The 26888-nt window shown below is 72.1% G+C and carries 25 protein-coding genes; 19 read left to right on the plus strand and 6 right to left on the minus strand.

From position 1 onward, the window contains the following. Nucleotides 1–31 precede the first annotated feature (31 nt). The 7 genes from tsrT to AC0666_RS09960 all read left to right on the plus strand — a co-directional run bounded on the left by tsrT (nt 32) and on the right by AC0666_RS09960 (nt 6029). A complete protein-coding gene (tsrT, locus tag AC0666_RS09930; protein WP_468973117.1) occupies nt 32–1753 on the plus strand; it encodes a tryptophan 2-C-methyltransferase in 1722 nt (573 codons plus the stop codon). Between the two features lie 186 nt (nt 1754–1939). Then, the gene (locus AC0666_RS09935) at nt 1940–2704 is read left to right on the plus strand and encodes a response regulator (RefSeq protein ID WP_468973114.1); all 765 of its coding nucleotides are present in this window, start codon (nt 1940–1942) and stop codon (nt 2702–2704) included. Between the two features lie 166 nt (nt 2705–2870). Further along, nucleotides 2871–3269 carry a cupin domain-containing protein gene (locus AC0666_RS09940; RefSeq protein WP_468973248.1) on the plus strand — a complete coding sequence of 133 codons (399 nt, stop codon included), beginning with the start codon at nt 2871–2873 and terminating at the stop codon, nt 3267–3269. Continuing rightward, the gene (locus AC0666_RS09945) at nt 3266–3607 is read left to right on the plus strand and encodes an avidin-fold protein (RefSeq protein ID WP_478707393.1); all 342 of its coding nucleotides are present in this window, start codon (nt 3266–3268) and stop codon (nt 3605–3607) included. The genes AC0666_RS09940 and AC0666_RS09945 overlap by 4 nt, the downstream gene beginning before the upstream one ends. Further along, nucleotides 3604–4974 carry an FAD-binding oxidoreductase gene (locus tag AC0666_RS09950; RefSeq protein ID WP_478707394.1) on the plus strand — a complete coding sequence of 457 codons (1371 nt, stop codon included), beginning with the start codon at nt 3604–3606 and terminating at the stop codon, nt 4972–4974. The genes AC0666_RS09945 and AC0666_RS09950 overlap by 4 nt, the downstream gene beginning before the upstream one ends. Before the next feature lie 113 nt (nt 4975–5087). After that, a complete protein-coding gene (locus AC0666_RS09955; protein WP_468973245.1) occupies nt 5088–5249 on the plus strand; it encodes a hydrophobic protein in 162 nt (53 codons plus the stop codon). Between the two features lie 195 nt (nt 5250–5444). Beyond that, nucleotides 5445–6029 carry an ATP-binding protein gene (locus AC0666_RS09960; RefSeq protein ID WP_478707395.1) on the plus strand — a complete coding sequence of 195 codons (585 nt, stop codon included), beginning with the start codon at nt 5445–5447 and terminating at the stop codon, nt 6027–6029. Here the strand turns inward: AC0666_RS09960 and AC0666_RS09965 are convergent. Then, on the minus strand, nt 5980–6801 hold the full coding sequence (locus AC0666_RS09965; RefSeq protein ID WP_468973105.1) for a SigB/SigF/SigG family RNA polymerase sigma factor: 822 nt from the start codon (nt 6799–6801) through the stop codon (nt 5980–5982). The genes AC0666_RS09960 and AC0666_RS09965 overlap by 50 nt on opposite strands. A 165-nt stretch (nt 6802–6966) precedes the next feature. After that, nucleotides 6967–7998, minus strand: coding sequence for an AI-2E family transporter (locus tag AC0666_RS09970; RefSeq protein ID WP_478707396.1), 1032 nt, complete (start codon nt 7996–7998; stop codon nt 6967–6969). 301 nt (nt 7999–8299) lie between these two features. Between AC0666_RS09970 and AC0666_RS09975 the strand changes: the two genes are divergently transcribed. Continuing rightward, a complete protein-coding gene (locus AC0666_RS09975; protein WP_468973099.1) occupies nt 8300–11242 on the plus strand; it encodes a HAMP domain-containing protein in 2943 nt (980 codons plus the stop codon). Between the two features lie 57 nt (nt 11243–11299). On the opposite strand, the gene AC0666_RS09980 is transcribed toward AC0666_RS09975, so the two are convergent. Next, the gene (locus tag AC0666_RS09980) at nt 11300–13552 is read right to left on the minus strand and encodes a SpoIIE family protein phosphatase (protein WP_478707397.1); all 2253 of its coding nucleotides are present in this window, start codon (nt 13550–13552) and stop codon (nt 11300–11302) included. Nucleotides 13553–13780: 228 nt separating this feature from the next. Here AC0666_RS09980 and AC0666_RS09985 point away from each other — a divergent pair, with 228 nt between their 5' ends. The 5 genes from AC0666_RS09985 to ctaF all read left to right on the plus strand — a co-directional run bounded on the left by AC0666_RS09985 (nt 13781) and on the right by ctaF (nt 18219). Then, nucleotides 13781–14314 (plus strand): type 1 glutamine amidotransferase domain-containing protein, encoded by a 534-nt coding sequence (locus tag AC0666_RS09985; protein ID WP_361712581.1) that lies wholly within the window; start codon nt 13781–13783, stop codon nt 14312–14314. 49 nt (nt 14315–14363) lie between these two features. Further along, a complete protein-coding gene (locus AC0666_RS09990) occupies nt 14364–15458 on the plus strand; it encodes a carboxylate-amine ligase (protein WP_468973092.1) in 1095 nt (364 codons plus the stop codon). A gap of 90 nt (nt 15459–15548) precedes the next feature. Continuing rightward, nucleotides 15549–16013, plus strand: coding sequence for a hypothetical protein (locus AC0666_RS09995; protein WP_478707398.1), 465 nt, complete (start codon nt 15549–15551; stop codon nt 16011–16013). Between the two features lie 153 nt (nt 16014–16166). After that, on the plus strand, nt 16167–17840 hold the full coding sequence (ctaD, locus tag AC0666_RS10000) for an aa3-type cytochrome oxidase subunit I (protein ID WP_478707399.1): 1674 nt from the start codon (nt 16167–16169) through the stop codon (nt 17838–17840). Then, nucleotides 17830–18219 carry an aa3-type cytochrome oxidase subunit IV gene (ctaF, locus tag AC0666_RS10005; protein ID WP_468973083.1) on the plus strand — a complete coding sequence of 130 codons (390 nt, stop codon included), beginning with the start codon at nt 17830–17832 and terminating at the stop codon, nt 18217–18219. Before ctaD ends, ctaF begins: the two co-directional genes overlap by 11 nt. 44 nt (nt 18220–18263) lie before the next feature. On the opposite strand, the gene qcrB is transcribed toward ctaF, so the two are convergent. Beyond that, entirely contained in the window at nt 18264–19925 is a 1662-nt protein-coding gene (gene qcrB, locus AC0666_RS10010) for a cytochrome bc1 complex cytochrome b subunit (RefSeq protein ID WP_478707400.1), read from the minus strand. A gap of 247 nt (nt 19926–20172) precedes the next feature. Here qcrB and AC0666_RS10015 point away from each other — a divergent pair, with 247 nt between their 5' ends. Then, nucleotides 20173–20910, plus strand: coding sequence for a VOC family protein (locus AC0666_RS10015; RefSeq protein WP_361712585.1), 738 nt, complete (start codon nt 20173–20175; stop codon nt 20908–20910). Nucleotides 20911–20971: 61 nt separating this feature from the next. Then, a complete protein-coding gene (locus tag AC0666_RS10020) occupies nt 20972–21928 on the plus strand; it encodes an SLAC1 family transporter (protein WP_468973077.1) in 957 nt (318 codons plus the stop codon). 178 nt (nt 21929–22106) lie between these two features. On the opposite strand, the gene AC0666_RS10025 is transcribed toward AC0666_RS10020, so the two are convergent. Continuing rightward, the gene (locus tag AC0666_RS10025; RefSeq protein WP_478707401.1) at nt 22107–22814 is read right to left on the minus strand and encodes a YoaK family protein; all 708 of its coding nucleotides are present in this window, start codon (nt 22812–22814) and stop codon (nt 22107–22109) included. Nucleotides 22815–22866: 52 nt separating this feature from the next. On the opposite strand from AC0666_RS10025, the gene AC0666_RS10030 reads away from it, so the two are divergent. The 4 genes from AC0666_RS10030 to AC0666_RS10045 all read left to right on the plus strand — a co-directional run bounded on the left by AC0666_RS10030 (nt 22867) and on the right by AC0666_RS10045 (nt 25996). Next, entirely contained in the window at nt 22867–23301 is a 435-nt protein-coding gene (locus tag AC0666_RS10030) for a VOC family protein (RefSeq protein ID WP_468963537.1), read from the plus strand. Nucleotides 23302–23418: 117 nt separating this feature from the next. Beyond that, nucleotides 23419–24630 (plus strand): RNA ligase, encoded by a 1212-nt coding sequence (locus AC0666_RS10035; protein WP_478707402.1) that lies wholly within the window; start codon nt 23419–23421, stop codon nt 24628–24630. Nucleotides 24631–24633: 3 nt separating this feature from the next. Further along, nucleotides 24634–25566, plus strand: coding sequence for a phosphatase domain-containing protein (locus tag AC0666_RS10040; protein ID WP_468963539.1), 933 nt, complete (start codon nt 24634–24636; stop codon nt 25564–25566). A gap of 52 nt (nt 25567–25618) precedes the next feature. Next, complete coding sequence (locus tag AC0666_RS10045) at nt 25619–25996, plus strand: NYN domain-containing protein (RefSeq protein WP_468963540.1); 378 nt, start codon at nt 25619–25621, stop codon at nt 25994–25996. Nucleotides 25997–26010: 14 nt separating this feature from the next. Here the strand turns inward: AC0666_RS10045 and AC0666_RS10050 are convergent, their stop codons facing one another. Then, complete coding sequence (locus tag AC0666_RS10050; protein ID WP_468963541.1) at nt 26011–26817, minus strand: hypothetical protein; 807 nt, start codon at nt 26815–26817, stop codon at nt 26011–26013. Nucleotides 26818–26888 lie beyond the last annotated feature (71 nt).

The raw sequence follows: 26888 nt of genomic DNA on the forward strand, positions 1-26888 counted from the left end.
GACAAGAACCGGCCACGGGGGAGAAGATCCGATGGGCAGAGGACTCGTACTACTGGTCAATCCCAACAAGGTGCACCCGCCGATCGCGCCCTATGCGCTCGACGTGCTCACCACCTCGTTGGAAGCCGCCGACTTCGAGGTGGAGGTCGTCGACCTCACGTTTCACCGGGAGGACTGGAAGTCGTACCTCTGCGAGTACTTCGCGGGGCGCAGTCCCCTGCTCGTCGGGGTCACCATCCGCAATACCGACACCGTCTACGCCTTCGAGCAGCGCCCTTTCGTCGGGGAGCACAAGGAGATCATCACCGAGATCAGGCGGCTCACGGACGCGCCGATCGTCGGCGGCGGCATCGGATTCTCCTCGATGCCCTTCGCCCTGGTCGACTACTTCGGCATCGACTACGGCGTCAAAGGCCCCGGTGAGCAGATCCTTTGCGACCTCGCCGACGCGCTTGCCACGGGCCGCGACCCGGGTACGGTCTCCGGCCTGCTGCGCAACACCCCGCAGGGCGTCGTCCGGGTGCCGCCCCCGGCGCTGACCGTCTCCGCGCGGCCCACCCCGGTGCCGCTGCCGGCCGGCCAGTTCGAGGACCGTGTCTGGCAGGTGGACCGCTCCGGCACCTACGTGCGCCGCTCCGGCACCCCCCACAAGGTGGACAACCTCCTCTACTACCAGCGCGGCGGGCTCGCGGGCATCCTCACCAAGAACGGCTGCGCCTACCGCTGTTCGCACTGCGTGGAGCCCGACGCGAAGGGGACGCGTTTCGGCCGGCGCGACGTCCGTGCCGTGGTCGACGAGATGCAGTCCCTGGCGGCGCAGGGGATCCTCGACCAGCACACCACCGACAGCGAGTTCAACCTCTCCATATCGCACGCGAAGCAGCTGCTGCGCGAGATCGTCCGGCGCAGGCACGCAGACCCGGGTAACCCGCTGAACGCCCTGCGCCTGTGGGTCTACTGCCAGCCCTCGCCGTTCGACGAGGAGTTCGCCGAGCTGCTCGCCGCGGCGGGCTGCCGCGGGGTGAACGTCGGATCGGACCACCTGCGCGCCGACATGCTGCGCGACTGGAAGGTCACCGGGAAGGGCACCCCGTACTACACCTTCGCCGACACCGAGAAGCTGGTCCGGCTCTGCCACGACCACGGCATGCTGACCATGGTCGAGGCCCTGTTCGGCATGCCCGGCGAGACGCCGCAGACCATGCGGGAGTGCGTCGAGGCGTTCATGGCGCTGGACGCCACCGTGACCGGGTTCTCGCTGGGGCTGAGGCTCTTCCCCCACACCCAGCTCGGCATGTCGCTCGCCCGGCAGTGCGACGGGGTGCGCACGGTGCCGGGGCTCCAGTCCAACACCGCGACCGAGCCGATCGTGCTCAAACCGCCGGCCAAGTGCTCCGGCCCGGTCGAGTACGAACGGCAGTTCATGTTCGACGAGTCGGGCAACTTCCGCCTGGTCTGCTACTTCTCCCCGGACCTGCTGGAGGACGCGGGCACGCTCACCGATCCGTCCGGGCGCTGGAGCCGGTCGGTGGAGCTCCTCTGGGACCTGGTGGACCCCGCCGACCACCACCGGGTGATGCTGCCGACGCTGGCGGGCTCCAGCGAGCACGACAACAACTATGCGGACAATCCCTTCCTGACCAGCCTGAGTGGACTGGGATATACCGGAGCTTTCTGGGCGCATTGGCGTGAGCGGGAAGCCATCCTGCGCCAGGCGAAAGACCGCGGCGTGGTCGGCACGGTCGGAGCGTGATCTGACCTGAATTCAATTCTTGACACGCCCCTGAGGCGTGTCGAAGACGCCTCGAATGCCGATGCCGCCGCGGACATAATTATCGGAGCGTGCGGTGCCTCCCTGCCCGTTGCGGTCCAGCTGACCCCTGCACCATTCTGTTACAGGTCGGTCTGACCAGGTGAATGGCCGAGTTGGGGGGAAGGTATGAATCAGAAAGCGGACATCAAGGGGTTACTCTGGCCACTCTCGTCACATTTCGATGGGCGAAGAGACAACACGAGCCGCTGGATCGACGCCGAGCTGCCGGGACTGCGCAGACCCCGCACCACGGTAACCGTCGTACTCGCCGACGCCCAGCCCGCGATTCGGCACGGTGTCCGTTCCGTCCTGGAACGGACGGGGGGCATATCGGTCGTCGGTGAAGCCGGCACGGCGGACGAGGTGATCGCGCAGACGTCCCGCTGCGGACCGCACGTGCTGGTCGTGGACCCGCTGATGGACGAGTGCTCCGGAACGCGGGTGATCAGCCAGGTGCTGAGACTCAGACCCGAGACCGGTGTCCTCGTCTTCAGCGCGGCCGACGACGACGAAGCCGTCACCTCCGCACTCCAGGCCGGCGCACGCGGCTATCTGTTCAAACGGGCCGACGCGGAGCAGATCCTGCGCGGCATCCAGGCCGTCGCGGCCGGCGAAGCCATCGTCGACAAGTCGATCGCCAGCCGGCTCGGCACGCTCATGTCCCGGGCGGCCGGGCGGTACGGCTACCCGTTCCCGCAGCTCACCGACCGGGAACGGGAAGTCCTCGAACGCATCGCCGCCGGAAAGTCGAATGCGGCCATCGCCCGGGAGCTCGTCCTCGCGTCCAAGACCATCAGCAACCGGGTGTCCGTGATATTCGGGAAACTCGGCGTGGCGGACCGCGCGCAGGCCATCGTCATGGCACGCGACGCGGGTCTCGGACACGGCTGACCGCCGATTCGCCCCGCACCCGGATCGGCGGCAGATTCCCTTTCGACAGGGAATAGTTCCCCTGTCGAAAGGGAGCCGTCGGCTCCTAGCCTGATCGACGTCGCCCGTACGGGAATTGCACGACGTCGATCGGAGGGGAACGTTGACGGACCTGGAACAGGCCGACGTGGCCATTCGCAAGGCGGAGCCGGACAATGCGGTCCGTGAACACGGCCTGGATCTCGCACTCCTCCAGCCGTGGCCGGGCCTGAACGCCCCTTTCCGAGGTGCCTGGTGCATTCTGCGTCCCGGCGACGTGTCCGATGCGCACTCCCATCACGAACGCGAAATGTTCATCGCCCTGTCCGGCCGGGCCGAGATCGTCTGCAACGGCCGCCGGCACGCCCTGGCGGCCGGCGACATCGCGCTGATGAAGGCCGGGACGGAGCACCACGTCGTCAACGAGCACGGCGAGGACTTCTCCTACTACGCCATCTGGTGGGGCCGGGACATGTCGGCCGACTTCCTCGCCGAGGAGTTGCGCCGCGACGGCGGGGAACCGACCGGAGCGGAATCGGCCACGTGATCAACTACGACGGCCGCACCTTCCGCAAACCCCAGGGCGACGTCCGCACCGTCGCCGTCTACCACCAGCAGGACGACCTCGTCTGGGGCGAGGTCGCCGGCGGTGACGTGCGCCGCGGGTGGACCGTCGGCACCTGCGAGCCGGACGGCACCCTGCGGATGGGATACACCCTCGTGTTCTCGACCGGCGAGGTGGTCTGCGGACGCACGGTCAACACGCCCGAGCTCGCCGAGGACGGCCGCCTGCGGCTGCGCGAGGTCTGGGAGCGCTACGGCCCGCACGCCGCGACCGGGATCTCCTACATAGAAGAGATCTCCCCCATGGAAGAGGTCCAGTGAACCGCCCATCCGAGTCCGACTGGCAGCGTCTGGAGAAGACCGTGACGGGCCGGGTCCTTCGGCCCGGCGCCCCGGGATTCCACGCATCCACCGCGCCGTTCAACAAACGCTTCACCACCACCCCGAGCGGCGTGCTCCGCGCGGCCGACACCGCCGACGTACGCCGCGCCCTCGCATGGGCCCGCGACACGGGCACCGGACTCGTCGCACGCAGCGGCGGGCACAGCTACGCGGGCTATTCCGCCGGCACCGGTCTGGTCCTCGACCTCAGCGCGCTGAACTCCGTGACCGCAGACGGCTCCACCGGCCTGGTCACGGCCGCCGGCGGCGCCCGCATGGCCGACCTCTACGCCGCCCTCCAGCCCCACGAGATGGCCTTCGCCCTCGGGAACGGGGCCTCGGTCGGCATCGCCGGCCTCACCCTCGGCGGCGGCTCCTCCTCCACCTCCCGCAAGCTCGGACTGACCGCCGACGCCCTCGTACGCACCACCCTCATGACGGTCGACGGGCAGCTGCTGACCTGCGACGCCGAAGAGAACCCCGACCTGTACTGGGCCTGCCGCGGCGGCGGCGGCGGGAACTTCGGCATCAACCTGTCCTTCACCTTCCGGGCGACCCCGGTGACGGACGTCTCCACCTGCCTGCTGCTGTGGGACGGCGCGGACGCCCCCCAGGTGTTCTCCCTGATGCAGGAGATCACCCGGCACGCCCCGGACGAACTCTCGGTCCGGCTCGGGATCAGCGCCGCCGGGTCGGACCCGGTGGTCTCGGCCGTCGGCCTGCACCTCGGCCCCGCGAGCGAACTGCGCGAACTCCTCGCCCCGCTCCTCGCGGCGACCCGCCCGATCCGCCAGGACATCGCCGACCGTACGTTCTGGGAGGCCAAGGACTACCTCCTGCACGAGACGTCGGCCGGCGCGTTCGCCGTGCGCACGGGCTTCACCACCCGGCCCCTGCCCGCCGAGGCGGTCGCCACCGTCCTGGCCTGGCTGGAGCGCCGGCCGGGCAGCGGCAACCCGGACGGCTGCGGGCTGGCCCTGTACACCTGGGGCGGCGCCATCAACCGGGTCGCCCCGGGGGCCACCGCCTTCGTCCACCGGGACGCGCTCGGCCTGGTCAGCCTGGACACCTCCTGGGCCGAGCACGACAGCCCCGCCACCATGGAGGCCAACCTCCGCTGGCTCGCGGGACTGCGCGAGGCGATGGCCCCGTACACGGGCGAAGGCGCCTACCAGAACTTCATCGACCCGGACCTGCCCGACTGGCGCACCGCGTACTACGGTGCCAACTACCCGAGGCTGGTCGAGATCAAGAAACGGGTCGACCCCGACGGCTTCTTCACCTTCGGGCAGTCCATCGGGTCGTGACGCACCGCCTGCGCAGACGCACCGCCTACGCAGACGCACCTGCGGAGAAACAGCGGATCGGGGGGATTGCCGCCCTTCGGGGTGGGCAGACGGCGCTGTGGAGGTTGATAGCCATGGTTCCCCTGCTACTTGTTCTGCTTCTGGTACTGATCCTTTTCGGCGCCGGCTTCGCGGTCAAGATCTTTTGGTGGATCGCGATCGCCGTCCTGGTGTTGTGGCTCATCGGCTTCATTGCCCGCCCGTCGGGCGGCGGCGGCCGCTGGTATCGCTGGTAGTCCGCCCTCAGGGCCTGCGCGCGACCGGCCTCCGCCCCATCCGGGGGCGGAGGCCGGTTGCATGGCGCCGACGCGCCCCGGCCGGTGAATCGCCGCCCCCACCGCGGGGTAGGCGCCGTGCAGATGTCGGGGCAGGCAGGAGACGGGAACGATGACGATGGTGCGACGTTTCTCGGTTCGGGCGGGCGAGAAGCCATGAGCGAGGAGACCCGCAGACTGCTCCTCGACGCCGGGAGCCCAGGCGTCGTCACCCGCTGCCGCGACTTCACCCGCCGGGCCCTCACGGACTGGCACTGGCTCCCCGCAAGCGCGGACAGCGCCGACCCCGCCCGCGTGGCCGCAGCTCCCGAATCCGGGAGCCCCGAGACCCACGGCGACGCCCGGGGCGCAGACGCCGGGCGCGAAGGCGCCGAGGCCGCCGAGGACGTCCTGCTCATGGTCTCCGAGCTCGTCAGCAACGCCTGTCTGCACGCGGGCGGCCCCCGCGAACTGGTCCTGCACCACGACTCCGGCCGGCTGCGCATGGAGGTCGGGGACACCAGCCCCGTCGGCCCCCGGCTCAAGTCGCCCGCCGACCCCGCCCTGCCGGGAGGGCACGGTCTGGTGGTCCTGGCGCGGCTCTCCCGCACCTGGGGATGGGAGCCCTACGCCGACGGCAGGGCCGGCAAGAAGGTCTGGGCCGAAGTGCCCACCCCGCCCACCCGGGCGGGCCCCCCGGAGCCGCCTCCGGTCACTGGTCTTCGAGAAGGCTCGTCCGCAGGCCGGCCAGCGTCCGGCTGAGCAGCCGCGAGACGTGCATCTGGGACAGCCCGAGCCGGTCACCGATCTCGGACTGGGTCAGCTCCTGACCGAAGCGCAGGGACAGCAGGGTCCGCTCGCGCTCGGGCAGCCCCGCCAGGATCGGCTTGAGGGACTCCAGGCACTCGATCCGGTCGTACGCGGTCTCCTCCTCGCCGAGCGAAGGCCGGTCGGCGTACGCGCCGCGGTCGCCCTCCTCCTGCGCCGGAGCGTCCAGGGAGCGCGCCGAGTAGGCGTGCGCGGCCTTCTGCCCCTCCGCGAGCTCCTCGGCCGTGACCTGCAGGTGCCCGGCGAGCTCGGCGTCCGTCGGCTCGCGGCCCAGGTCCTGCTCCAGGGCGTCGTGGGCCTTCGCCGCGTCGATCCGCAGCTCCTGGAGCCGGCGCGGGACCTTCACGGCCCAGCTGGTGTCACGGAAGAACCGCTTGATCTCGCCGACGATCGTCGGCATGGCGAAGGTGGTGAACTCGACACCGCGCCCCGGGTCGAACCGGTTGATGGCCTTGATCAGGCCGATCGTCCCGACCTGGACGATGTCCTCCATCGGCTCGCTGCGGCCGCGGAAGCGGCGGGCGGCATACTTCACCAGGCTGAGGTTGAGCTCGACGAGGGTGTTGCGGACGTACGAGTACTCGGCGCTGCCCTCGTCCAGTGCCCGCAGCCGGTGGAACAGCGACCCCGACAGCAACCGGGCCTCGTCCGTACTCACGCTGAGCGTGTCCTGCGGAATGCCCTCGGTGACCTCTGTGTGCAGCATGTCGGCTCCTCCGACGGATGGTCGCGCCGCAGGTGTGCGGGCACGGCCGTCTCGTGAGCTGTCCTGACAGATATACCCGCCCGGACCGGATACGAAGCGGACCGGTGTGCGACAAGCTCGGGGCGGCGGCCGGGCGGCGGCGCGGAGCCGCAGCTCAGGGCCACGTCAAGGCAGCGGCGGAGAGCGCAGAGCCTGCCGTACCGACCAGAGCACCGACACCAGCGGCACCGCCACCACCGCGCCCAGCACGCCCGCGGCGATCGCCCCTGCCACCACCGACAGGGCGACCACCACGGGATGCAGCCGCACCGCCCAGCTCATCAGCAGCGGGTGCAGCAGGTGGCCCTCGATCTGGCCGATCACCACGATCAGCACCACCACGAGCCCGGCGATCAGCGGACCCTTGGCCGCCAGCGCGACCAGCACGGCCACGGCGAGGGCCACCGGGGAGCCGATGAGCGGGACGAACGCGGCGAAGAACTCCAGCAGGGCGAGCGGCACCGCCAGCGGCACCCCCAGAGCGAACAGGGCGATCCCGACGAGGATCGCGTTGGTGCCGGCGACGAGCACGATGCCGTGCGTGTACCCCGTGAAGGTCCGCCAGGCCGCCCGCCCGGCGACCGCCAGCCTGCCCTGCAGGCTCCGGGGGAACTGGGAGCAGACCCAGCCCCACTGCCGCTCACCCGAATGGATGAAGAACACCGAGCAGAACAGGGCCAGCACGGCGACCGTGAGGGCCTGCACCAGCCGCCCCGCTCCGCTCACCGCGGTACTGAGCAGCGCCGCGCGGTGACTGGAGAGGTAGTCCCCGATCCGGGCCTGCACGTCATGGAGCGCGTTCGGGCTCAGCCGCAGGGGTGGCCGCTCCAGCAGCGGCTCCAGGCGCTCCAGCCCCGCCCGGAACTCCGTCACCAGCGAATTCCACTCGGCGGCCACCGTCTCGCCGACGAAGGCCAGCGCGCCCAGCAGCACCACGATGCTGCCCAGCAGCGCGCAGGCCACGGCGAGCCCCCGCGGGATCCACCGCGCCAGCAGACCGGTCAGCGGGCGCAGCAGGGCCGTGAAGACGAGACCGAGGAAGACCGCCACCCCGACCTCGTGGAACCGGCCGAGGACGATGAACACCGTGTAGACGACGGCGCCGACCACCAGCAGCCGCCACGCGTAGTCCGACACCGTGCGCAGCAGTGGCGACACGGACGGCCTGTCCGGCCGCCTCACCGGCCGTCCGCCCGCGCGGCGGACCGCGCGGGCAGGCCGGGCCCCCGCCCGGCGCGCAGGGCGGGGGCCCGGCCGCCTCGCGGATCGCCTGGTCATGTGGTGCCGCCTCTGCCGATGGCCACCGGCCCGGTGGACGGGAGTCCCGATGGAGGGGAGTACTTCCCTACGAGGTCCCACGCAGGGCTGCCCGCACCACGCACCCGGTGCCGGATTCGCCCGAAGGTGTCCCGTTCCGCGGCCCGTGCCAGAGTGGTGCCAGAGTGGACACGGAGGCTCCATGGACGAAGCGCGACAGGGCCCCGGACTCAGCGAGGAGGGGCTGAGGCGGCTGCTGGACGGCCTGACGGCAGTTCGCGACGGAGACTTCACCACCCGCCTGCCGGAAGGCCCCGAAGGTCTCCTCGGCGAGATCGCCGCGGTCTACAACGGCATGGTCGACCAGCTGTCGCTGGTGACCGCCGAGGTCACCCGGGTCGCCCGCGAGGTCGGCGGCCAGGGCCTGCTCGGCGGCCACGCCCGCGTGCACCGGGTGAGCGGCATCTGGCAGGAGCTCGCCACCGGTGTCAACACGATGGCCGACAACCTCACCTCGCAGGTCCGTTCGATCTCCCAGGTCGCCGCGGCCGTGGCCAACGGCGACCTCACCCGCAAGATCCGGGTCGACGCCCGCGGTGAGATCCTCGAACTGAGCGAGACGATCAACACCATGGTCGACCGCCTGTCCTCCTTCGCCGAGGAGGTGACCCGCGTCGCGCGCGAGGTCGGCACCGAGGGGAAGCTCGGCGGCCAGGCCACCGTCCAGGGCGTCTCCGGCACCTGGAAGGACCTCACCGACAACGTCAACTCCATGGCCGACAACCTGACCAACCAGGTGCGCAACATCGCGCAGGTCACCACGGCCGTGGCCGGCGGTGACCTGACCCGCAAGATCGACGTCTCCGCCCGGGGGGAGATCCTGGAGCTGAAGACCACCATCAACACGATGGTCGACCAGCTCTCCTCCTTCGCGGCCGAGGTCACCCGGGTCGCGCGCGAGGTCGGCAGCGAGGGCAGGCTCGGCGGCCAGGCCGAGGTCGAGGGTGTCTCCGGCACCTGGAAGCGGCTCACCCAGAACGTCAACGAGCTCGCCGGCAACCTCACCCGCCAGGTGCGGGCGATCGCCGCCGTCACCAGCGCCGTCGCCGAGGGCGATCTCACCCGCTCCATCACGGTGGAGGCGCCGGGCGAGGTCGGCGACCTCAAGGACAACATCAACGCGATGGTCGAGTCCCTGCGCGTGACCACCCGCGCCAACCAGGAGCAGGACTGGCTCAAGACCAATCTCGCCCGGGTGTCGGGCCTGCTCCAGAGCCCCCGGGACCTGACCGCCCTCACCCGGCTCGTCATGACGGAGGTGCCGCCGCTGGTGGCCGCCCAGTACGGCGCGTTCTTCCTCGCGGAACACGACGAGGCGGGCGGCTACCTGGTGATGACGGCCTCGTACGGGACTCCCGACGACCCGGCCTCGCCGCCCCGCCGGTTCCGCTTCGGCCAGTCCCTGGTCGGCCAGGCGGCCGGCACCCGACGCCCCCTGGAGGTCGACCGGCTGCCGCCCGGGTACGCCACGATCGCCTCGGGCGCCGGGGCCGCCGAACCGGCCGTGCTCCTCGTGCTGCCGATCGTGGTGGAGGACCAGGTACTCGGCGCCGTCGAACTGGCCGCGCTCAGCCCCTTCACCGCGATCCACCGCGACTTCCTCGACCAGTTCATCGAGGCCGTCGGCGTCAGCGTGAGCGCCCTGATCGCCAACGCCCGTACCGACGAGCTGCTGGAGCGCTCGCAGAGCCTGACCACCGAACTGCGCACCCGCTCCCGCGAACTCCAGGCCCGCCAGGAGGAGTTGCAGCGTTCCAACGCCGAACTGGAGGAGAAGGCGGCCCAGCTGGCCGACCGCAACCGGGACATCGAGCGCAAGAACCTGGAGATCGAGCAGGCCCGGCAGGAGCTGGAGGTCCGGGCCCAGCAGCTGTCCCGTACGTCCATGTACAAGTCCGAGTTCCTGGCCAACATGAGCCACGAGCTGCGCACCCCGCTCAACAGCCTGCTGATCCTCGCCCAGTTGCTCGCCCGCAACCCCGACGGCAACCTCACCGACAAGCAGGTGGACTACGCCGAGGTGATCCACTCCGCCGGTTCCGACCTGCTCCAGCTGATCAACGACATCCTCGACCTGTCCAAGGTCGAGGCGGGCAAGATGGACCTGCACCCCGAGTCCTTCGCGCTCCACCGGCTCCTGGAGTCCCTCGACTCCACCTTCCAGCCGGTCGCGGCCGCCCGAGGACTGGAGTTCCGGGTCCTCACCGGCGGTGATCTGCCCGAGATGCTGTTCACCGACCAGGCGCGGCTGCGCCAGGTGCTGCGCAACCTGATCGCCAACGCCCTGAAGTTCACCGAGCAGGGACACGTCGAGCTGCGCGTGGGCCCGGCGGCGGAGCACGAGCTCCCGGCCACCGTCCGGCCGGGCCGGGCGGGCGTTCTCGCCTTCCGGGTGGCCGACACCGGCATCGGCATTCCCGAGGACCGCCTGGAGATCGTCTTCGGCGCCTTCCAGCAGGGCGACGGCACCACCAGCCGCCGTTACGGGGGCACCGGGCTGGGCCTGTCCATCAGCCGGGAGGTGGCCCATCTCATGGGCGGCGCGATCGAAGTCCGTTCGACTCCCGGCGAGGGCAGCGTCTTCACCCTCTTCCTGCCGCTGGGGACCGCGGAGCGGGCGGCGGCGGCCACCGGGCCGGAGCCGTCCCTCCCGCCGGTGTCCGAAGCCCCGGGCCCGGACGCCCGGGCTGCCGGCACCCCGGTGGAGGCACCGCCGGCCGGGCCCACCGTGCTCATCGTGGACGACGACGCACGCAACGTCTTCGCCCTGACCGAGATCCTGGAGCGGGAGGGGATGCACGTCCTGCGGGCCGAGGACGGCCGGTCCGGCCTGGAGCTGCTGTCCGAACACGACGACGTCGACCTGGTCCTGATGGACGTCATGATGGCGGGAATGGACGGCTACGCCGCCACCGCGGCCATCCGGGCCCTGCCCGGCTACACCCGTGTCCCGGTCATCGCCGTCACCGCCCAGGCCATGCCGGGCGACCGCGAGAAGGCCCTCGCGGCCGGTGCGGACGACTACGTCACCAAGCCGGTCGACGCCGACGACCTGGCCGCCCGCATCCGCACCTGGCTGGGGTGAGACCGGCGCGCACGGTCCCGGGGCGGGCGAGCACGGGCAGGGGCCGGTCGCCCGGGGTCACTGCACCACCCGGACGAGCACCAGGCTCGTGTCGTCGTCCGTGTTCTCCCGCGCCCCTGTGAGCAGCCGGTCGGCCTGTTCCTCGATCCCGGCGTCCGCGAGCTGCTCCACCGCCGTCATCAGCAGCGACACGCCCTCGTCCAGCGGGCTGTGGCGGCGCTCGACGAGCCCGTCCGTGTACAGCACCAGCAGGTCGCCGGGGCGCAGGGCGGTCGCCGTCTCCGTGTACGACACCGACGGCACCGCCCCGAGCAGGATGTCGTGCGGCGGCTCCAACCGGGACGCCCGGCCCTCCCGCAGCAGGACCAGCGGCGGGTGTCCGGCGCTGGCCCAGCGCAGTACCCGCTCGCGCGGCTCGTACAGGGCGCAGACGGCGGTCGCCGTCGGGTGGCCGGGCGCGGCCAGCGCCACGTCGTTGAGCCAGCCCATCAGCTGACCCGCCGCGGCGCCGGTGTACGCCAGCCCCCGCAGCGCGTTGCGCAGCGCCACCATGGCCGTCGCCGACTCGATGCCGTGTCCCGCGATGTCACCGACCGCCAGCATCACCCGGCCGCCGCCCAGGGGCAGTACGTCGTACCAGTCGCCGCCCACCTTGTAGTCCTGTGCAGCGGGCCGATAGCGGGCGCTGGCCAGCAGCCCGGGCAGGCTGAGCGCGTCCGGCACCTCGGGCACGATGGCCTGCTGGAGCTGGCGGACGAACTGCCGGCGCACCGCCGCCTGTGCCTCCATGGCCGTCAGCTGGTCGAAGCTGGCCCCGAGGGCCAGCTCGGTGCGGTAACGGTCGGAGACGTCCTGGAAGACGCCGGTCACCGCGACCGTGACCGCCCCCCGGAGCAGGGGCTCGGCGCTGATCCGCACGTGGCGCAGCCCGCCGTCCTCGCGTACGACCCGGACCAGGGCCTGCGCCCCTTCCTGATGCACGGTCAGCCGTTCCAGGAGCCGGGCCATGCCGTCCTTGTCGTCGGGGTGGATACGGGGCATCAGGTCCCACAGCGGGACGGGCGGTGCGTCCCGTTCCACGCCGAAGACCTCGTACGCCCGCTCGCTCCAGCGCGACACCCCGGAGACGAGGTCCTCCTCGAACAGCGCCAGCCGGTCGAGCCGGTCGAGGACACGGGGCAGCAGCCGGGACGCGTCGTCCGAGGGATGCCACAGGACGACGCACCTCCCGGGCCCGAGCGGCAGCGCCCGTACGTCGACCAGCGCGGCCCCGTCGCGGCCGGGCAGCCGGTCCGCCCGGCGCGGAGCCGCGGCCGCCCGGGCCTGCTCGACGAGCCGGGCCAGCTCCGCGCAGTGCGCGGGCAGCACCTCGGCCAGCACCCGTCCGACGGGCCGCGGCACCTCGGCGAGCGTCCGGGCCGCCATCGGATTGGCATGGCCGACGGACCAGTCGGGCGCCCCCTCGGGACGGAGCAGGACGAGCGCCGCATCGCCCAGGCAGTCCAGCAGGGCGCCGAGCGCGCTCGCGCTGCCGGGGCCCTCCGGATCCGGGTCCGCGTCCAGCACCATGGCCGCGGTGTCGCCGACGGCCTCCACCGCCCGCACCACCGGCGGATCGAAGACCACCGGTCCGGGCCAGCACACCAGCAGCACCCCCGCGACCGAGCCCTTGTGGCGCAGCGGCAGGACGGCCCGCCCGGCCTCGGGGGAAGGGCCTGGCAGGGGGTGGTCGGGCGGCGGCCCGGCGGGCAGCCACCGGGCTTCCCCGTGGTCGAGGGCGGCCCGCAGGGCGCCGCCGAGCTGGGGCAGCAGCCACTGCCAGTGCGAGGACGCCAGGGTGCTGCCTCCGGCCTGGGCGGCGAGCTGGAGGCAGTCGGTCGCGGTCCGCCGCCACAGCCACACCTCCTGTGCGCCGAGGTGGCCGAGCCCGGCGTCCAGCAGGGCCGCGGCGGCCTGCCCCGTGGTCGCGGCCGCGGCCACGGCGGCGTCGGTACGCCGCAAGCGGCGCGGCGCGGCCGGATCCGCCCCGGCGGCGGCCGCGGTTCCGGCGGCGGCGTTCACGATGTCCGCGGCGACGTCGGGGGTGCCCAGGCCCGTCTGCGCGACGAGGCGGCGCAGATGGTCGGCGGCGTCGGCCGGGGGCACGGAGAGCTGGGCGACCAGGACGCCGGTCGCCAGATCCAGCAGATGCCGGTCGGCGCACTCGGCCTGGAGCTCTGCGATCTCCGCGGTCAGGGCGCGCACCGCACGCAGGAGGGCTGCGGAATCGGTCGCGGACCCAGGGTCCGGCACGCCGACGGGCTCGTCCATGTCGCCTCCGGGAGGGAGGCCGGGAGCCCTGAACGGCCCCGACTCAAGGCCATAAAGAGATTATAAAAACGGTCAAATGCTTTGAAAGTGATTCTACTCGGGCATCTCTCCCTCGTGCAGTACGCGCGCGGCCCGCGGCCTGCTTGAGGCGAACCTCTCCGGGCAGGCGCAGGGCCTACGGACAACCCGTACGTGACCACGTCCCCACTCCGGAAGGAAGTGACCCTGGTGCGCATCGCGTTCCTGACGGCGCCGGAAGGCGTCGAGGAGATCGAACTCACCGAACCCTGGAAGGCCGCGACCGAGGCCGGATGGAACCCTCAGCTCGTCTCGACCCGGGCGGGCCAGGTGCAGGCCTTCCACCACCTCGACAAGGCGGGGCGCTTCACCGTCGACCACGTCCTGGCCGGGGACACGGCGGATGCCTTCGACGCCCTCGTCCTGCCCGGCGGCGTCGCCAACCCGGACGCCCTGCGGATGGACGAGCAGGCCGTCGGGTTCGTCCGGTCCTTCTTCGAGGCGGGCAAACCCGTCGCGGCGATCTGCCACGCCCCGTGGACGCTGGTCGAGGCCGACGTCGTACGCGGCCGGACGCTGACCTCCTGGCCCAGCCTGCGCACCGACATCCGCAACGCGGGCGGCACCTGGGTGGACGAGCAGGTGCACGTGAGCCACGAAGGGCCCTCCACCCTGGTCACCAGCCGCAAGCCGGACGACCTGGACGCCTTCTGCAAGGCGTTCGTCAAGGAGTTCGGCGGCTGACCGGGCTGCGGCACGGTCACACGCCCAGCGGCATAAGGAGCCGTCGGACATGATCACTGTCGGGGTTGAGGAAGAGTACGTGCTGCTGGACCCCACCACCTTCCTGCCCCTCCCGCGGGCGGAGGAGGTACGGGCCGCGGCCGGCCTCGGCTCCTGGGCGGACGAGGGGGAAGTGCAGAACGAACTCCTGCAGGCCCAGGTCGAGGTCGCCACCCCCATCTGCACCGACCTGGAAGAGGTCGGCGGCCACCTGCTGCGGCTGCGGCACGCCGTCGGAGCAGCGGCCGAGGACAGCGGATGCCGGATCGCGGCCTCCGCCACGGCCCCGCTGAAGGACGTGGAGCCGGTCCCGGTCACGCAGAAGCTGCGCTACCTGAAGATGCGCGAGGAGGCCCGCCGGCTGGTCGACGAACAACTGATCAACGGCATGCACGTGCACGTGGCCGTACCCGACCGGGAAATGGGCGTGGCGGTCCTGAACCGGCTGCGCGTCTGGCTCCCGACGCTGCTGGCCATGTCGGCGAACTCGCCCCTGTGGGACGGGCGTGACACCGGATTCGCGAGCTGGCGCACGATCGTCTTCGGACGCTGGCCGGTCAGCGGCCCGCCCCCGTGCTTCACCGCCCTCGCCGACTACGAGCAGCGCGTCGACGCGCTGCTGGAGTCCGGGGTGATCGCCGACCGGGGGCAGCTGTACTGGCAGGCACGGCTGTCGGAGCGGTATCCGACGGTCGAGGTGCGCTGCCTCGACGTGCAGCTGGAGGCGACCGATGCGGTCCTGCTCGCCGGAATCGCCCGCGCGCTGGTCAGCACCGCGATCGCCGAGGAGAAGGCCGGGGCCCCGCCGGCCGTGTGCAGCCCCGAACTGCTCCAGGCGGCGAACTGGCACGCCGCCCGGCACGGCCTCAACAGCACCCTCGTGGACCCCGAAGGTCGCAGCCGCAGCGCCGGAGACGTCCTGTGCATGCTGATGCGGCACATCGGGCCCGCCCTGGAGGAAGCGGGGGACCAGCGCGAGGTGGGCGCCCTGCTCCACCAGCTCCTCCAGCAGGGCACCCCGGCGGACCGCCAGCGCCGCGCTCTGGCGGACGGGGGGATGCCCGGCCTGTGCAGCCTGATCACGTCGGAGGCGGCCGCGCGCTGACGGGTACGCCCCTCCTCTTGGCACGCGTCAACCCCGGGTCGACAATCGAAGCGTCGCCCCGGGGGTGACCGGAGCGGAGGGGCCGGCCCCATGCCACAGGACCAGGACGGGCCGCCGGCCGGACCCGCCTCCCCGCTCGCCGTCGCGGCGGCCCTCGCCGCCATCGAGCAGGCGGTCTCGGCGGCACAGGCCCCCGACCCGACCGAGCCCGGCGGCGGCATCCGCGGCCGGCCCGGAGCAGGCGCTCGCCTCGCTCCTGCTCCCTGCGGCACCTCCGGGAACAACTCGCCGCTGGGAGAGCGGCCTGATCGAGGCGGCCCGGAGGGGGCCGGCTGGGCCCAGCTCGCGGCGCCCCTCGGCGTAGCCAGCCGGCAGGCCGCCGAGCGGCGCCATCTGCGGCTGCACCCCCGCGCGGCCGACACCACCGGCGAACAGCGCATCACCGACACCCGCCCCCATCTGCGGGCCGAGCACGCGGAGCTCGCGGACCGCATCGACGCGATGAGCCGCCACACCCACCGCCGCGGCAGCGACGACCGGCGCCGCGACGCCTGAACGGCCCGGAATCCGACCGTCCCGCCCCGCTCCTCCGGCAGGGCCCCGGGATCCGGCGTACGGGCCCGGCCGGAGCCCTCAGCGGCGCGCCGCCCGGTGGTGAGCCGCCCCAGCCTGTAGGGGAGGGGGTACAGGCGAGGTTCTGGAGGACGGATGACGTCAGTGGACCGCTCACCGCAGCAGGCGCCGGCCGCCGAACGGGCCGAACGGCGCAGCGAGCGGCGGGTCGGCCAGGGCTCGGCGGTGCTGCGCTGGCTCTCGACCACCGACCACAAAGTGATCGGCAACCTCTACCTCGTGACGGCGTTCGCCTTCTTCCTCTTCGGCGGGGTGCTGGCCCTGCTCATGCGGGCCGAACTGGCCCGCCCGGGGACGCAGCTCCTGTCCAACCAGCAGTACAACGAGCTGTTCACCGTCCACGGGACGGTCATGATGCTGCTGTTCGCCACCCCGACCTTCACGGGGTTCGCCAACGCGATCATGCCCCTGCAGATCGGATCGCCCGACGTCGCCTTCCCCCGGCTCAACGCCTTCACCTACTGGGTGTACCTCTTCGGTGGGCTCCTGGTGGTCTCGGGGTTCCTGACCCCCGACGGGGCGGCGCCCTTCGGGTGGTTCGCGTACGCCCCGCTGAACGACGCCGTGCACTCCCCGAACTCCGGATCCGACCTGTGGGTCATGGGACTGGCGGTGTCCGGCCTGAGCACCATCCTCGGCGCGGTCAACTTCATCACGACCATCGTCTGCCTGCGCGCACCGGGCATGACCCTCTTCCGCATGCCCATCTTCACCTGGAACGTGCTCTTCACCTCCATCCTGGCGCTCCTGGCCTTCCCCGTCCTCACGGCCGCCCTGCTCGCCCTGGAGGCGGACCGCAAGCTGGGCGCCCACGTGTTCGACCCCGCCAATGGGGGCGCCCTGCTGTGGCAGCACCTGTTCTGGTTCTTCGGGCATCCGGAGGTCTACATCGTGGCGCTGCCGTTCTTCGGGATCGTCAGCGAGATCCTCCCGGTCTTCAGCCGCAAGCCCCTGTTCGGCTACGCCGCCCTGATCGGCGCGACGATCGCCATCACCGGCCTGTCCGCCGCTGTATGGGCCCACCACATGTTCGCGACGGGAGCCGTGCTGCTGCCGTTCTTCTCGCTCCTGTCCTTCCTGATCGCCGTCCCGACCGGGGTGAAGTTCTTCAACTGGATCGGCACGATGTGGAAGGGGTCGATCTCCTTCGAGACCCCGATGCTGTGGTCCCTCGGCTTCCTCGTCACCTTCCTCCTCGGCGGTCTGACGGGCGTCGTCGTGGCCTCCCCGCCGATGGACTTCCATCTGACGGACAGCTATTTCGTCGTCGCCCACCTGCACTACGTCCTCTTCGGCACGATCGTCTTCGCCACCTTCGCCGGCTTCTACTTCTGGTGGCCCAAGCTCACCGGCCGGATGCTCGACGAACGCCTGGGGAAGATCCACTTCTGGACGCTGTTCATCGGCTTCCAGACCACCTTCCTCGTCCAGCACTGGCTCGGCGAGGCGGGCATGCCCCGCCGGTACGCCGACTACCTGGCCGCGGACGGCTTCACGACCCTCAACTCCGTCTCCAGCATCGGGGCGTTCCTGCTGGGCCTGTCGACGCTGCCCTTCCTCTACAACGTCTGGAAGACCGCGCGGTACGGCCAGCGCGTCACCGCCGACGACCCCTGGGGCTGGGGCCGCTCGCTCGAATGGGCGACCGGCTGCCCGCCGCCCCGGCACAACTTCCACGCCCTGCCCCGGATCCGCTCCGAGTCCCCGGCCTTCGACCTGCACCACCCGGAGGTGACCCGTGAAGGGTGAAGCCTGGCTCTTCACCGGTACGGCCCTGTTCTTCGCGGCCACCACGCTCGTCTACGCCTCGTTCTCCCTGGAACCCGCCGGGACCGCGGCCCTGGGCGTCTCCTTCCTCATGTCGAGCCTGGTCGCCGCCTTCTTCTGGCGGCAGTACGGGCGCGGCGGTGAGCGGCCGGAGGACCGCAAGGCGGCGGAGGTCCGGGACGCGGGCGGCCGGCGGGGCTTCTTCCCGGCCCGCAGTTACTTCCCGGTGATGGCCGCCGCGGGGAGCGCGCTGATCGGCCTGGGCGTGGTGCAGGGGCTGTGGATCTGCCTCATCGGACTCGGTGTCCTGCTGCCCGCCGTCCTCGGCTTCTCCTTCCAGAACCTCGACCACCCGGAGTAGGCGCCCCGCTCGGCCGCGCCCCGGCTGCCCCGGCTCCGCCCCGCTCAGTCCTCCTGTCCGGGCGGCGGCTCGGGCCGGTCCGGGCCCGTGATGAGGGCTGCGATCCGCTGCTGCTGCTCGGCGGCCGCGGGGGAGGGGACCCGGTCGCGGTAGTACCAGGAGCTGATCGCCGCCCGCGCCCGGCCGGGCAGCGCCCGCAACCGACCGCCGCCGGCCGCAGGCGGCGGCTCCACGGGCCGCGGCCGTTCCCGTACGAGCAGGGCGTAGGCCTCCTCGGCCGGCAGGGCCAGGTGCTCCGGGTGGAAACCGCCCTCGACGCCCTGGCGCACCAGCCCCGACTCGTCCCCCTCGACCAGCCGCTCCCGCTCCTGCGCCTGCAACGCCAGGCACAGCCGTCTCGTCAGCCAGAACGCCAGCACCGGCACGGCGAGGAACGCCACGCGCAACACCCAGGTCACCGCGCCCACCGGCACGTCGAAGACGAACGCGACGATGTCCTGCCCGCCGGCGACGAGCAGCACGCCGTACGAGGAGAGCGCCGCGACCCCCAGCCCCGTCCGCACCGGCCGGTCGCGCGGCCGGTCGCACACGTGCCGCTCGCCGGCGCCGCGCGTGATCCAGCGCTCGAAGAACGGATAGGCGTACAGCACCATGAAGAGCAGGCCGGGCAACAGCACACCCGTCACCAGCGGGTTCCAGCTCACCGTGTGGCCCCCCGCACGGGTCTCCACACCGGGCATCAGCCGCAGCGCCCCCTCCAGGAAACCGATGTACCAGTCCGGCTGGGACCCGGTGGAGACCAGGTCGGGCCGGTAGGGGCCGTACACCCAGATGGGATTGACCTGCGCCACGCCACCCAGGAGCGCCAACACGGCGAAGACGCTGAAGAAGAGCCCGCCCGACTTGGCCACGTACTGGGGGAAGAACGGGAGCCCGACGACATTGCGGCCGGTCCTGCCGCGCCCGGGCCACTGGGTGTGCTTCAGCATGAACACCAGCAGGACGTGCACGGTGATCAGCGCCAGCAGCAGACCCGGGACGAGCAGGATGTGCACCGGGTACAGCCGGGACACGATGTCCTGCCCGGGGAACTCGCCGCCGAAGGCGAACATGCTCACGTACGTCCCGGCCACCGGCAGCGAGAGCATGATCCCCTGGGCGATCCGCAGGCCCGTCCCGGACAGCAGGTCGTCCGGCAGCGAGTAGCCGGCGAACCCCTCCAGCAGCGCCAGCATGAACAGGGTGACCCCGATCGTCCAGTTGGCCTCACGCGGGCGACGGAAGGCACCGGTGAAGAACACGCGCAGCATGTGCGCCCCGATGGCCGCGACGAACAGGATCGCCGCCCAGTGGTGGATCTGCCGGATCAAGAGCCCGCCGCGCACGTCGAAGCTGATGCTCAGCGTGGACAGGTACGCCCGGGACATCCGCACCCCGCGCAGCTCCGCGTACGAGCCGCGGTACACCGACTCCGCCATCGAGGGCTCGAAGAAGAACGTCAGGAACACGCCCGTCAGCAACAGGACGACGAAGGAGTAGAGCGCCAGCTCGCCGAGCAGGAAGGACCAGTGGTCCGGGAACACCTTCCGCAGCACGCCCCGGGTCGTCTCCACGAGCGGCAGGCGGTCGTCGAGCCACGCCCCGCTCCGCAGCGCCGCTCGCCGCGTCCTGGCCTTCGGGCCCGTCTTGTGTGGCCACCCCAGCACCCGCGTGCACCTCCTGTCTGAGCCCTCGCCATGCGTGGCGGGAGGTCGAGCGAGTCGCCCGGAGTGTGGGCAACGCTACCTAAAGTGATAATTGCGGATCAATGCAGACACGGTGCACATCACCTGTGGCGCATCATGGAAATGCACCCGCCGCGGGAACCCGGGCACGGGCCGGTCGATGGACGGAGCGTGAGTGGTGGAGATTTCTACGAGGGAGGTCTTCGGCGCCCCGTGCTGGGTCAGCCTGATGGCGCGCGATCTCCTGGGAGCACAGCAGTTCTACGGAGCGGTCCTCGGCTGGAAGTTCCGGCCGGCCCGCCTGGGGGAGAACTTCACGGTCGCCGTGGTCGAGGGGGTGCCGGTGGCCGGCATCGGGGCCCTGGCGGAGGACCTGGCGGTGGCGGCCGCCTGGACCCCTTACTTCGCCGTCGACGACGCCGATGTGGCGGTCGACCGGATCCGCGAGCGCAGCGGCACCATTGCCGTCGGCCCGGTCTCCTTCCCCACGGGCGGCCGGGGTGCGCTGGTGGCCGACCGGGACGGTGCGGCCTTCGGGATCTGGGAGGGCGGGGTCTCGGCGGACTGGAGGGTGGGTGTCGGACCCGCGCCCGCCTGGCTGGAGCTGCGGACGAGGGACGCCTTCGAGGCCGCGATCTTCTACGGCGAGGTGCTCGAATGGGCCACCGGCCGCCCCGGCTGCTGCGAGGTTTCTTACGAGGACGCCCAGGTCGTCCTGCGGCAGGCGGGCGAACCCGTCGCCCGCCTCAACGGCGGGAGCGAGGAGAGCCCGGTCTGCGGCCAGGAGACCCGCCCCCGCTGGCACGTGCACTTCCGCGTCGCCGACCTCGACGAGGCGATCGCCGCGGCCGTCGCAGCCGGCGGAACCACCCTCTCGACCATCATCCCGAGCCCCACCGAGCGCTGCGTCACCCTCCGCGACCCCGAAGGGGCCATGTTCATCCTCACGGCCGTCCGCTCGGACTGAACCCTGGCCCGGGTGGACCACCGCGCTCGCGGGTCGCACCCGTGCGGTGTCCGCTCGGAGCGTGACCCACGCGACCGCGCGCCCCACCCGCCACCGGTGGACCGGACTCCCCCCGGCGGCGGGCGCCGCGGTCATGGCCGCGGGAATCCTCTCCGTCGGACTGCACCTGACCGGGCACGAAGTGCTGTCGGCGGCGGCCCTGGCCATCGCCGCCGTGCTGTGGCTCGTCCTCGCCGGCACCTTCGCGGCCCGGCTGGTGCGCGACCGGGGCCGCTTCCGCGTCGAGGCCGACACCCCGGCCGCCCTCACCGCGGTCGCCGCGACCACGGTGCTCGGAGCCCGGGTCTCCCTGCTCGGCCGGCAGACGGCCGCCGCCGCGCTGCTGGCGTTGGCCGCGGCGCTGTGGCCCGTGCTGCTGCTCAACGTCGTACGCCGATGGAAGCGGCGGATGCCGGGGGCGGTGTTCCTCGTCTGCGTGGCCACCCAGGGCCTCGCCGTCCTGGCGGCGGTCCTGGCCGCCGCCCTCCACCTCGACTGGCTCGCCCGGGCCGCCCTGGCCGCCTTCTGCCTCGGCCTGGTGCTCTACGTCGTGGCCCTCGCCCGCTTCGACGTCCGCGAGGTGGTCCGGGGCGCGGGCGACCAGTGGGTGGCGGGCGGCGCGCTGGCCATCTGCGCCCTGACGGCATCCAGGCTCACCGCCTCCCCGGTGTGGACCGGTGCGGTCCACACGGCCCTGCGTACCGCCACGCTGGTGACGCTGACCCTGTCCCTCGCCTGGTACGTGCTCCTCCTCGCCGCCGAACTGCACCTATGGCGCCCGCACTACGACATCCGCCGCTGGGCGACGGTCTTCCCGCTCGGCATGACGGCCACGGCCTGCCTCTCGGCAGCCGGGCCGACCGGGGTGGGCTGGCTCGGCCGGCTGGGCGAGGTACTGCTCTGGATCGCGGTCGGGGCCTGGCTGCTGACCTTCGCGGCCTTCCTCGGCGCCCGCCGGGCAGCGCGCCGGCACGGCTAGTGCTGTGACCGGACAGGTCCACCGGGTCGCGCCGCCCGGCACGGCACCTCGCTGCGTTGTCGGACCGCGCAAGTACGTCCAGTACGAGCCGCGGGCCTCCGCCTTGCGATGCACCGCACCGGACAACGCGACCCGGCAAACCTTCCCGGCCACAGCACCAGGCCGGGCCGGTGCAGCGCTACGCGGGCCCTCTCCGCCGGCGGTGCCGGTACGCCGCAGCGGCCACCCCGAGCAGCAGGACCACCGCCACCGCCAGCGTCCACCGGGGCCCGCGATGCAGGGTCAGCAGGCCGCCCGTCAGGGCGCCGAGGAACAGGGCGGCCACCGACACGACCCGCCGGAGCGAGGCCCGCCCCCACGGAGCGACGGCCAGGCCCGTCAGCGTCCGGGTGACGACCGTGGTGGTCAGGTCCGGTACCGCGTTGCGGTACGCGACCGCGTTCTGCAGCCCCATGCCGAGCGCGAGCAGCAGTACGACCGCGAGCCGCCCCGCCCCGCCCGTCGTCACGGCGAGGGCCACGGCCACCAGCCCCGCCTGGGCCGCCACCAGCGGGCCGAACATCCGGGGCGCCGCACCGTCGCCCGGCAGCCGCCGGGCCGCGGCCGCCCCGGCCAGGAAGGCGAGGAGCGCCAGCAGCGAGGCGGCGATGGACAGTTCGCGCTCGCCGGCGAGCGCGAAGCCGAGGAACGCCACGTTGCCGGTCATATTGGCGACGAACACGTGGTCCATGGCCAGATAGCTCACGGCGTCGACCAGCCCGCTCACGAAGGTGAGCACGACCAGCAGGGGCGGCAGCACCCCGTGCGGTCCCTCCGCGCCCTCCGGTCCGGGCGGGAACAACTGCGCGGCCAGCGTCCGCAGGAGCCCGCGCCGGGTGGATCGCATCTCAACGCCTCCTCGGGGCGCGCACGCGCCGGGCCCGGAGTAGGGTCCCGCCATGGCCTACACGTTCCAGGTGACCATCGACTGTGCCGACCCGCACTCCCTCGCCGACTGGTGGGCCGAGGCCCTCGGCTGGGAAGTGGAGCCCAGCGACGAAGGCTTCATCCGCGGCCTGATCGCCGCCGGGCACGCCGACGAGGACGACACCACCACCCACCGCGGCACCCTCGTCTGGAAGACCGGAGCCGCCATCCGCCACCCCGAGGGCCTCGAACGCGCGCCGCGCCTCCTGTTCCAGCTCGTTCCCGAGCCCAAGGCCGTCAAGAACCGCGTCCACCTCGACGTGCGCACCGGCCCCGACGACCCGGACGAGGTGGTCGAACGCCTGATCTCCAAGGGCGCCAAGCGCCTCCACGACGGCCGTCAGGGCCCCCACACCTGGACCACCCTCACCGACCCCGAGGGCAACGAACTCTGCGTCTCCTCCTAGACCCTGTCCGGGGCCCCGGCGGCGGTCCACCCCACACCCACCCGGACCAGGCATAATTCGGTACCGGGCCCGTCCTCCTGCACGTGAGAATGGAGCATCTCGAACCGGGAGGAACCCATGGGCCCCCAGGCCTACCTGACGCTGCACGACCTCATACCGCCGCAGGACCTCGCGGCTGCCATCGAGGCCGGGCACGTGATCCGCAAGCCGCACCCCGAACTGCCGCTGTCCCTCTACTCGTACACGAGGACGGCCCAGTACGAACACGCCTGGAACCGGGCGACCATGCGCTGTCGCGGACTGGTCGCCGAGGACACCACCGGCGCCGTCGTCGCCCTCCCGCTGCCGAAGTTCTTCAACGTCGGCGAGCACGAGTCCGGCCGGCCCTACGCCCCGGCCCTGCCCGACGAGCCCTTCGAGGTGTACGACAAGGTCGACGGCAGCCTCGCGGTGGTCTTCCACTACGCGGGCCGCTGGCGGGCCGCCACCCGGGGGTCCTTCACCAGCACGCAGGCGGCCTGGGCGCAGCGCCGGCTCGACAGCCGGGACACCACGGCCCTCGTCCCCGGAGTGACCTACCTCGCGGAGATCCTGTACCCGCAGAACCGCATCGTCGTCGACTACGGCGACCGCCGCGACCTGGTGCTCCTCGCCGCCTTCGGGCCGGACGGCACCGAGGTGGAGCTCACCGAGGCCGCAGCCCATTGGGAGGGCATCGGATCCGTCGTCACCGTCTGGCCGGCCATGCCGCTCGACGAGCTGATCGCACTGACCGAGTCCAACACCCTGCCCGGCGGCCGGAGCACCACCGGCACCGACGCCGAAGGCTTCGTACTCCGGTTCGCCTCCGGGGTGCGCGCGAAGGCCAAGCTGTCCGAGTACGTACGCCTGCACAAGGTGCTCACCGGCGTGACCGAGCGGGACATCTGGCGCGCCCACGGCATCCAGCGTTTCGCCGGCCTGCCGGCCAAGGCGCTCCGGCAGGCCCTCGGCTGCTCGCCCGAGGAGATCGAGGCGGGCGGCGGCAAGCCGCTCGACGCCCTGCTGGAGCAGGTCCCGGACGAGTTCGACACCTGGGTGCGCGAGGTCATCGCCCGACTGGAGGACGCAGCGGCCCGCCGCGGGCGCGCCATCGACGCGGCCTTCGGGGAACTGGCGCACCTGGCCGGCGACCGCGCCGCGTTCGCGCGCGCCGTGCAGGCCCTGCCCGACCGGGACATCCGCGCCGCGATGTTCCTGCGGCTGGACGGCCGGCCGACCGAGCTCCTCGTATGGCGGCAGCTGCGGCCTGAGGCGTCCAACCCGTTCACGACCGATGAGGAGAACTGACCCGTGTCCGAAGAGCCCGCCCGCCCCGTCGTCCATGTCATGACGGGGCTGCCCGCCTCCGGTAAGACGACCGCGGCGCGCGCCCTGCAGGCCGAGGCCGGCGGCCGGATGCGCCGCGTCAACCTGGACGACCTCAGGGCCATGCTCGACGTACCCGACCCCGAACGGGGCCGTTCCCACCGGCACGAGCAGACCGTGCTGGCCGTCCAGGACGCGGCGGTGCGCGCGGCCGTCGAGGACGGCTTCGACGTGGTCGTGGACAACACGCACCTGACCTCGCGGATCCCCAAGCGGCTGAAGGCCGCGGTCGGCGGACTCGCCACCTTCGTCGTGCACGACTTCACGGACGTGCCGCTGGAGGAGTGCCTGCGCCGGGACGCCGCCCGCGAGCGGCCGGTCGGTGAGGAGGTCATCCGCATCCTGGCCTCCAAGCACGCCAGCGCCAAGAAGGGCGGCTGGCGGCTCACCGCGGAGTGGTTCAACGACCAGCCGACCGTCGAACCGTACGTGGCGGACCCGGCACTGCCCTCGGCGGTGATGTGCGACATCGACGGCACGCTGGCGCTCACCGGCGACCGCAGCCCGTACGACTTCACGCGCTGCGAGATCGACGCGCTGAACGAACCGGTGCGCTACGCGCTGGACGCCTTCCGGCGCGCCGACGGCGACACGATCGTGCTGCTGTCCGGGCGCGGGGAGGAGCACCGTCCGCAGACGGAGGCATGGCTGCGGCGGCACGCGGTGCCGTACGACGAGCTGTGGATGCGTCCGCTCGGCGACACCCGGCGCGACGACGTGGTCAAGGCAGAACTGTTCGACGCGCATGTGCGCCACCGGTACGCGGTGCGGGTGTCGCTGGACGACCGCGACCGGGTGGTCGCGGTGTGGCGCCGGATGGGGCTGCCCACCTGGCAGGTCAACTACGGCGCCTTCTAGCCGCGGGGCCGCCGCCGGGAGCGCCGCCGAGTGCGCCGCCCATACTGGGGGCATGAAGGTGTTGATCGTGGACGCTGCCAATGTCGTCGGGTCCGTGCCGGACGGCTGGTGGCGGGACCGGCGCGGTGCGGCCGAGCGGCTGCGCGACCGGCTGGCGGAACGGGCGGCGTCCCGGGGCTCCTGGCCCGGGAAGGGCGGGAGCGAGGAGATCGTGCTCGTCGTCGAAGGCGCCGCCCGGGGCGTCGAGTCCGTCCCCGGCGTACGGGTGGACCCGGCGCCCGGCAGCGGCGACGACCGGATCGTGGAACTGGCCGCGTCCTTCGCGGACCGAGGCTGCGTGGTGGTCACGGCCGACCGGGAACTGCGTGAGCGGGTTCGGGCGTACGGTGCGGAATGCGTGGGGCCGCGTACCGTACGCCCGGGGGACTGAAGGCGTTCAGCCGGTCAGTCGCACCACTTCACGCTCTCCAGGTTCTTGACGTAACGGGCGGAGGCCCAGGCCTTCTTGTGCTCGCCGAGGGCGCGGGCCTCCGTGCCCTCCTGTTCGGTGCCGTCCGCGTTCTCGTCCTCGCGGCCGCCCTCCTGCGCCCCGTCTTCGCCGGACTCGTCCTCCCTGGACTCGTCCTGCTTGCCCTTGCCGCCGTCGTGCCTGCCGCCGTCGTGCTTGCCGCCGTTGGGCTTGCCTCCCTCGTGCTTGCCGCCGCCCTCGGCGTGCTTGCCCTCGTTGTGCTTCCCGCCGTCCTCCTCTGACGAGTCCTCCTTGGACCCCTTGTCCCTGGACGATTTCTCCTTCGACTCGTCGTCACCGGATTCCTCGTCGCCGGATTCCTCGTCCCCGGCCTCGTCGTCCCGGGCCTCGTCGTCCCGGGCCTCGTCGTCCCCGGGCCTGCCCTCGTCGTCGTGCTTGAGGTAGAGGCGGTACCACAGGCTGTTGCCGTCGACCTCTTCACCGTGCTGCTTGCACACGAGGCCGACCTTGTCCTGCGGCTTCAGGTGGCCCACGGCGGACGAGCGGGTGGTCGGCTTGCTGCGGACCGTCAGCGGAATGCGCGAGACGACCCTGCCGACCGTGTAGTCGCGGCCGGAGTGGTTGCCGGACTTGTCGCCGGACGGCTTGAAAAGAACGATCTCTTGTGAATCCGAGTCGCCCCTTGTGTCGTGGTCGTCAGCGACGGCGGCGCCCGCGCCGATCAAGCCGAGCACCAGGCTTCCGGCGGTGAGAGCGAGGATGTTCCTGGTGGGCTTCTGCATGTGCAGGCTCCTCTACGAAGACATCCGCCCGCCCGCGGTCCGTCCGCGGCGCGGGGCGGCAGCCGGGCGGC

The organism is Streptomyces sp. NPDC043680 (assembly GCF_056436685.1).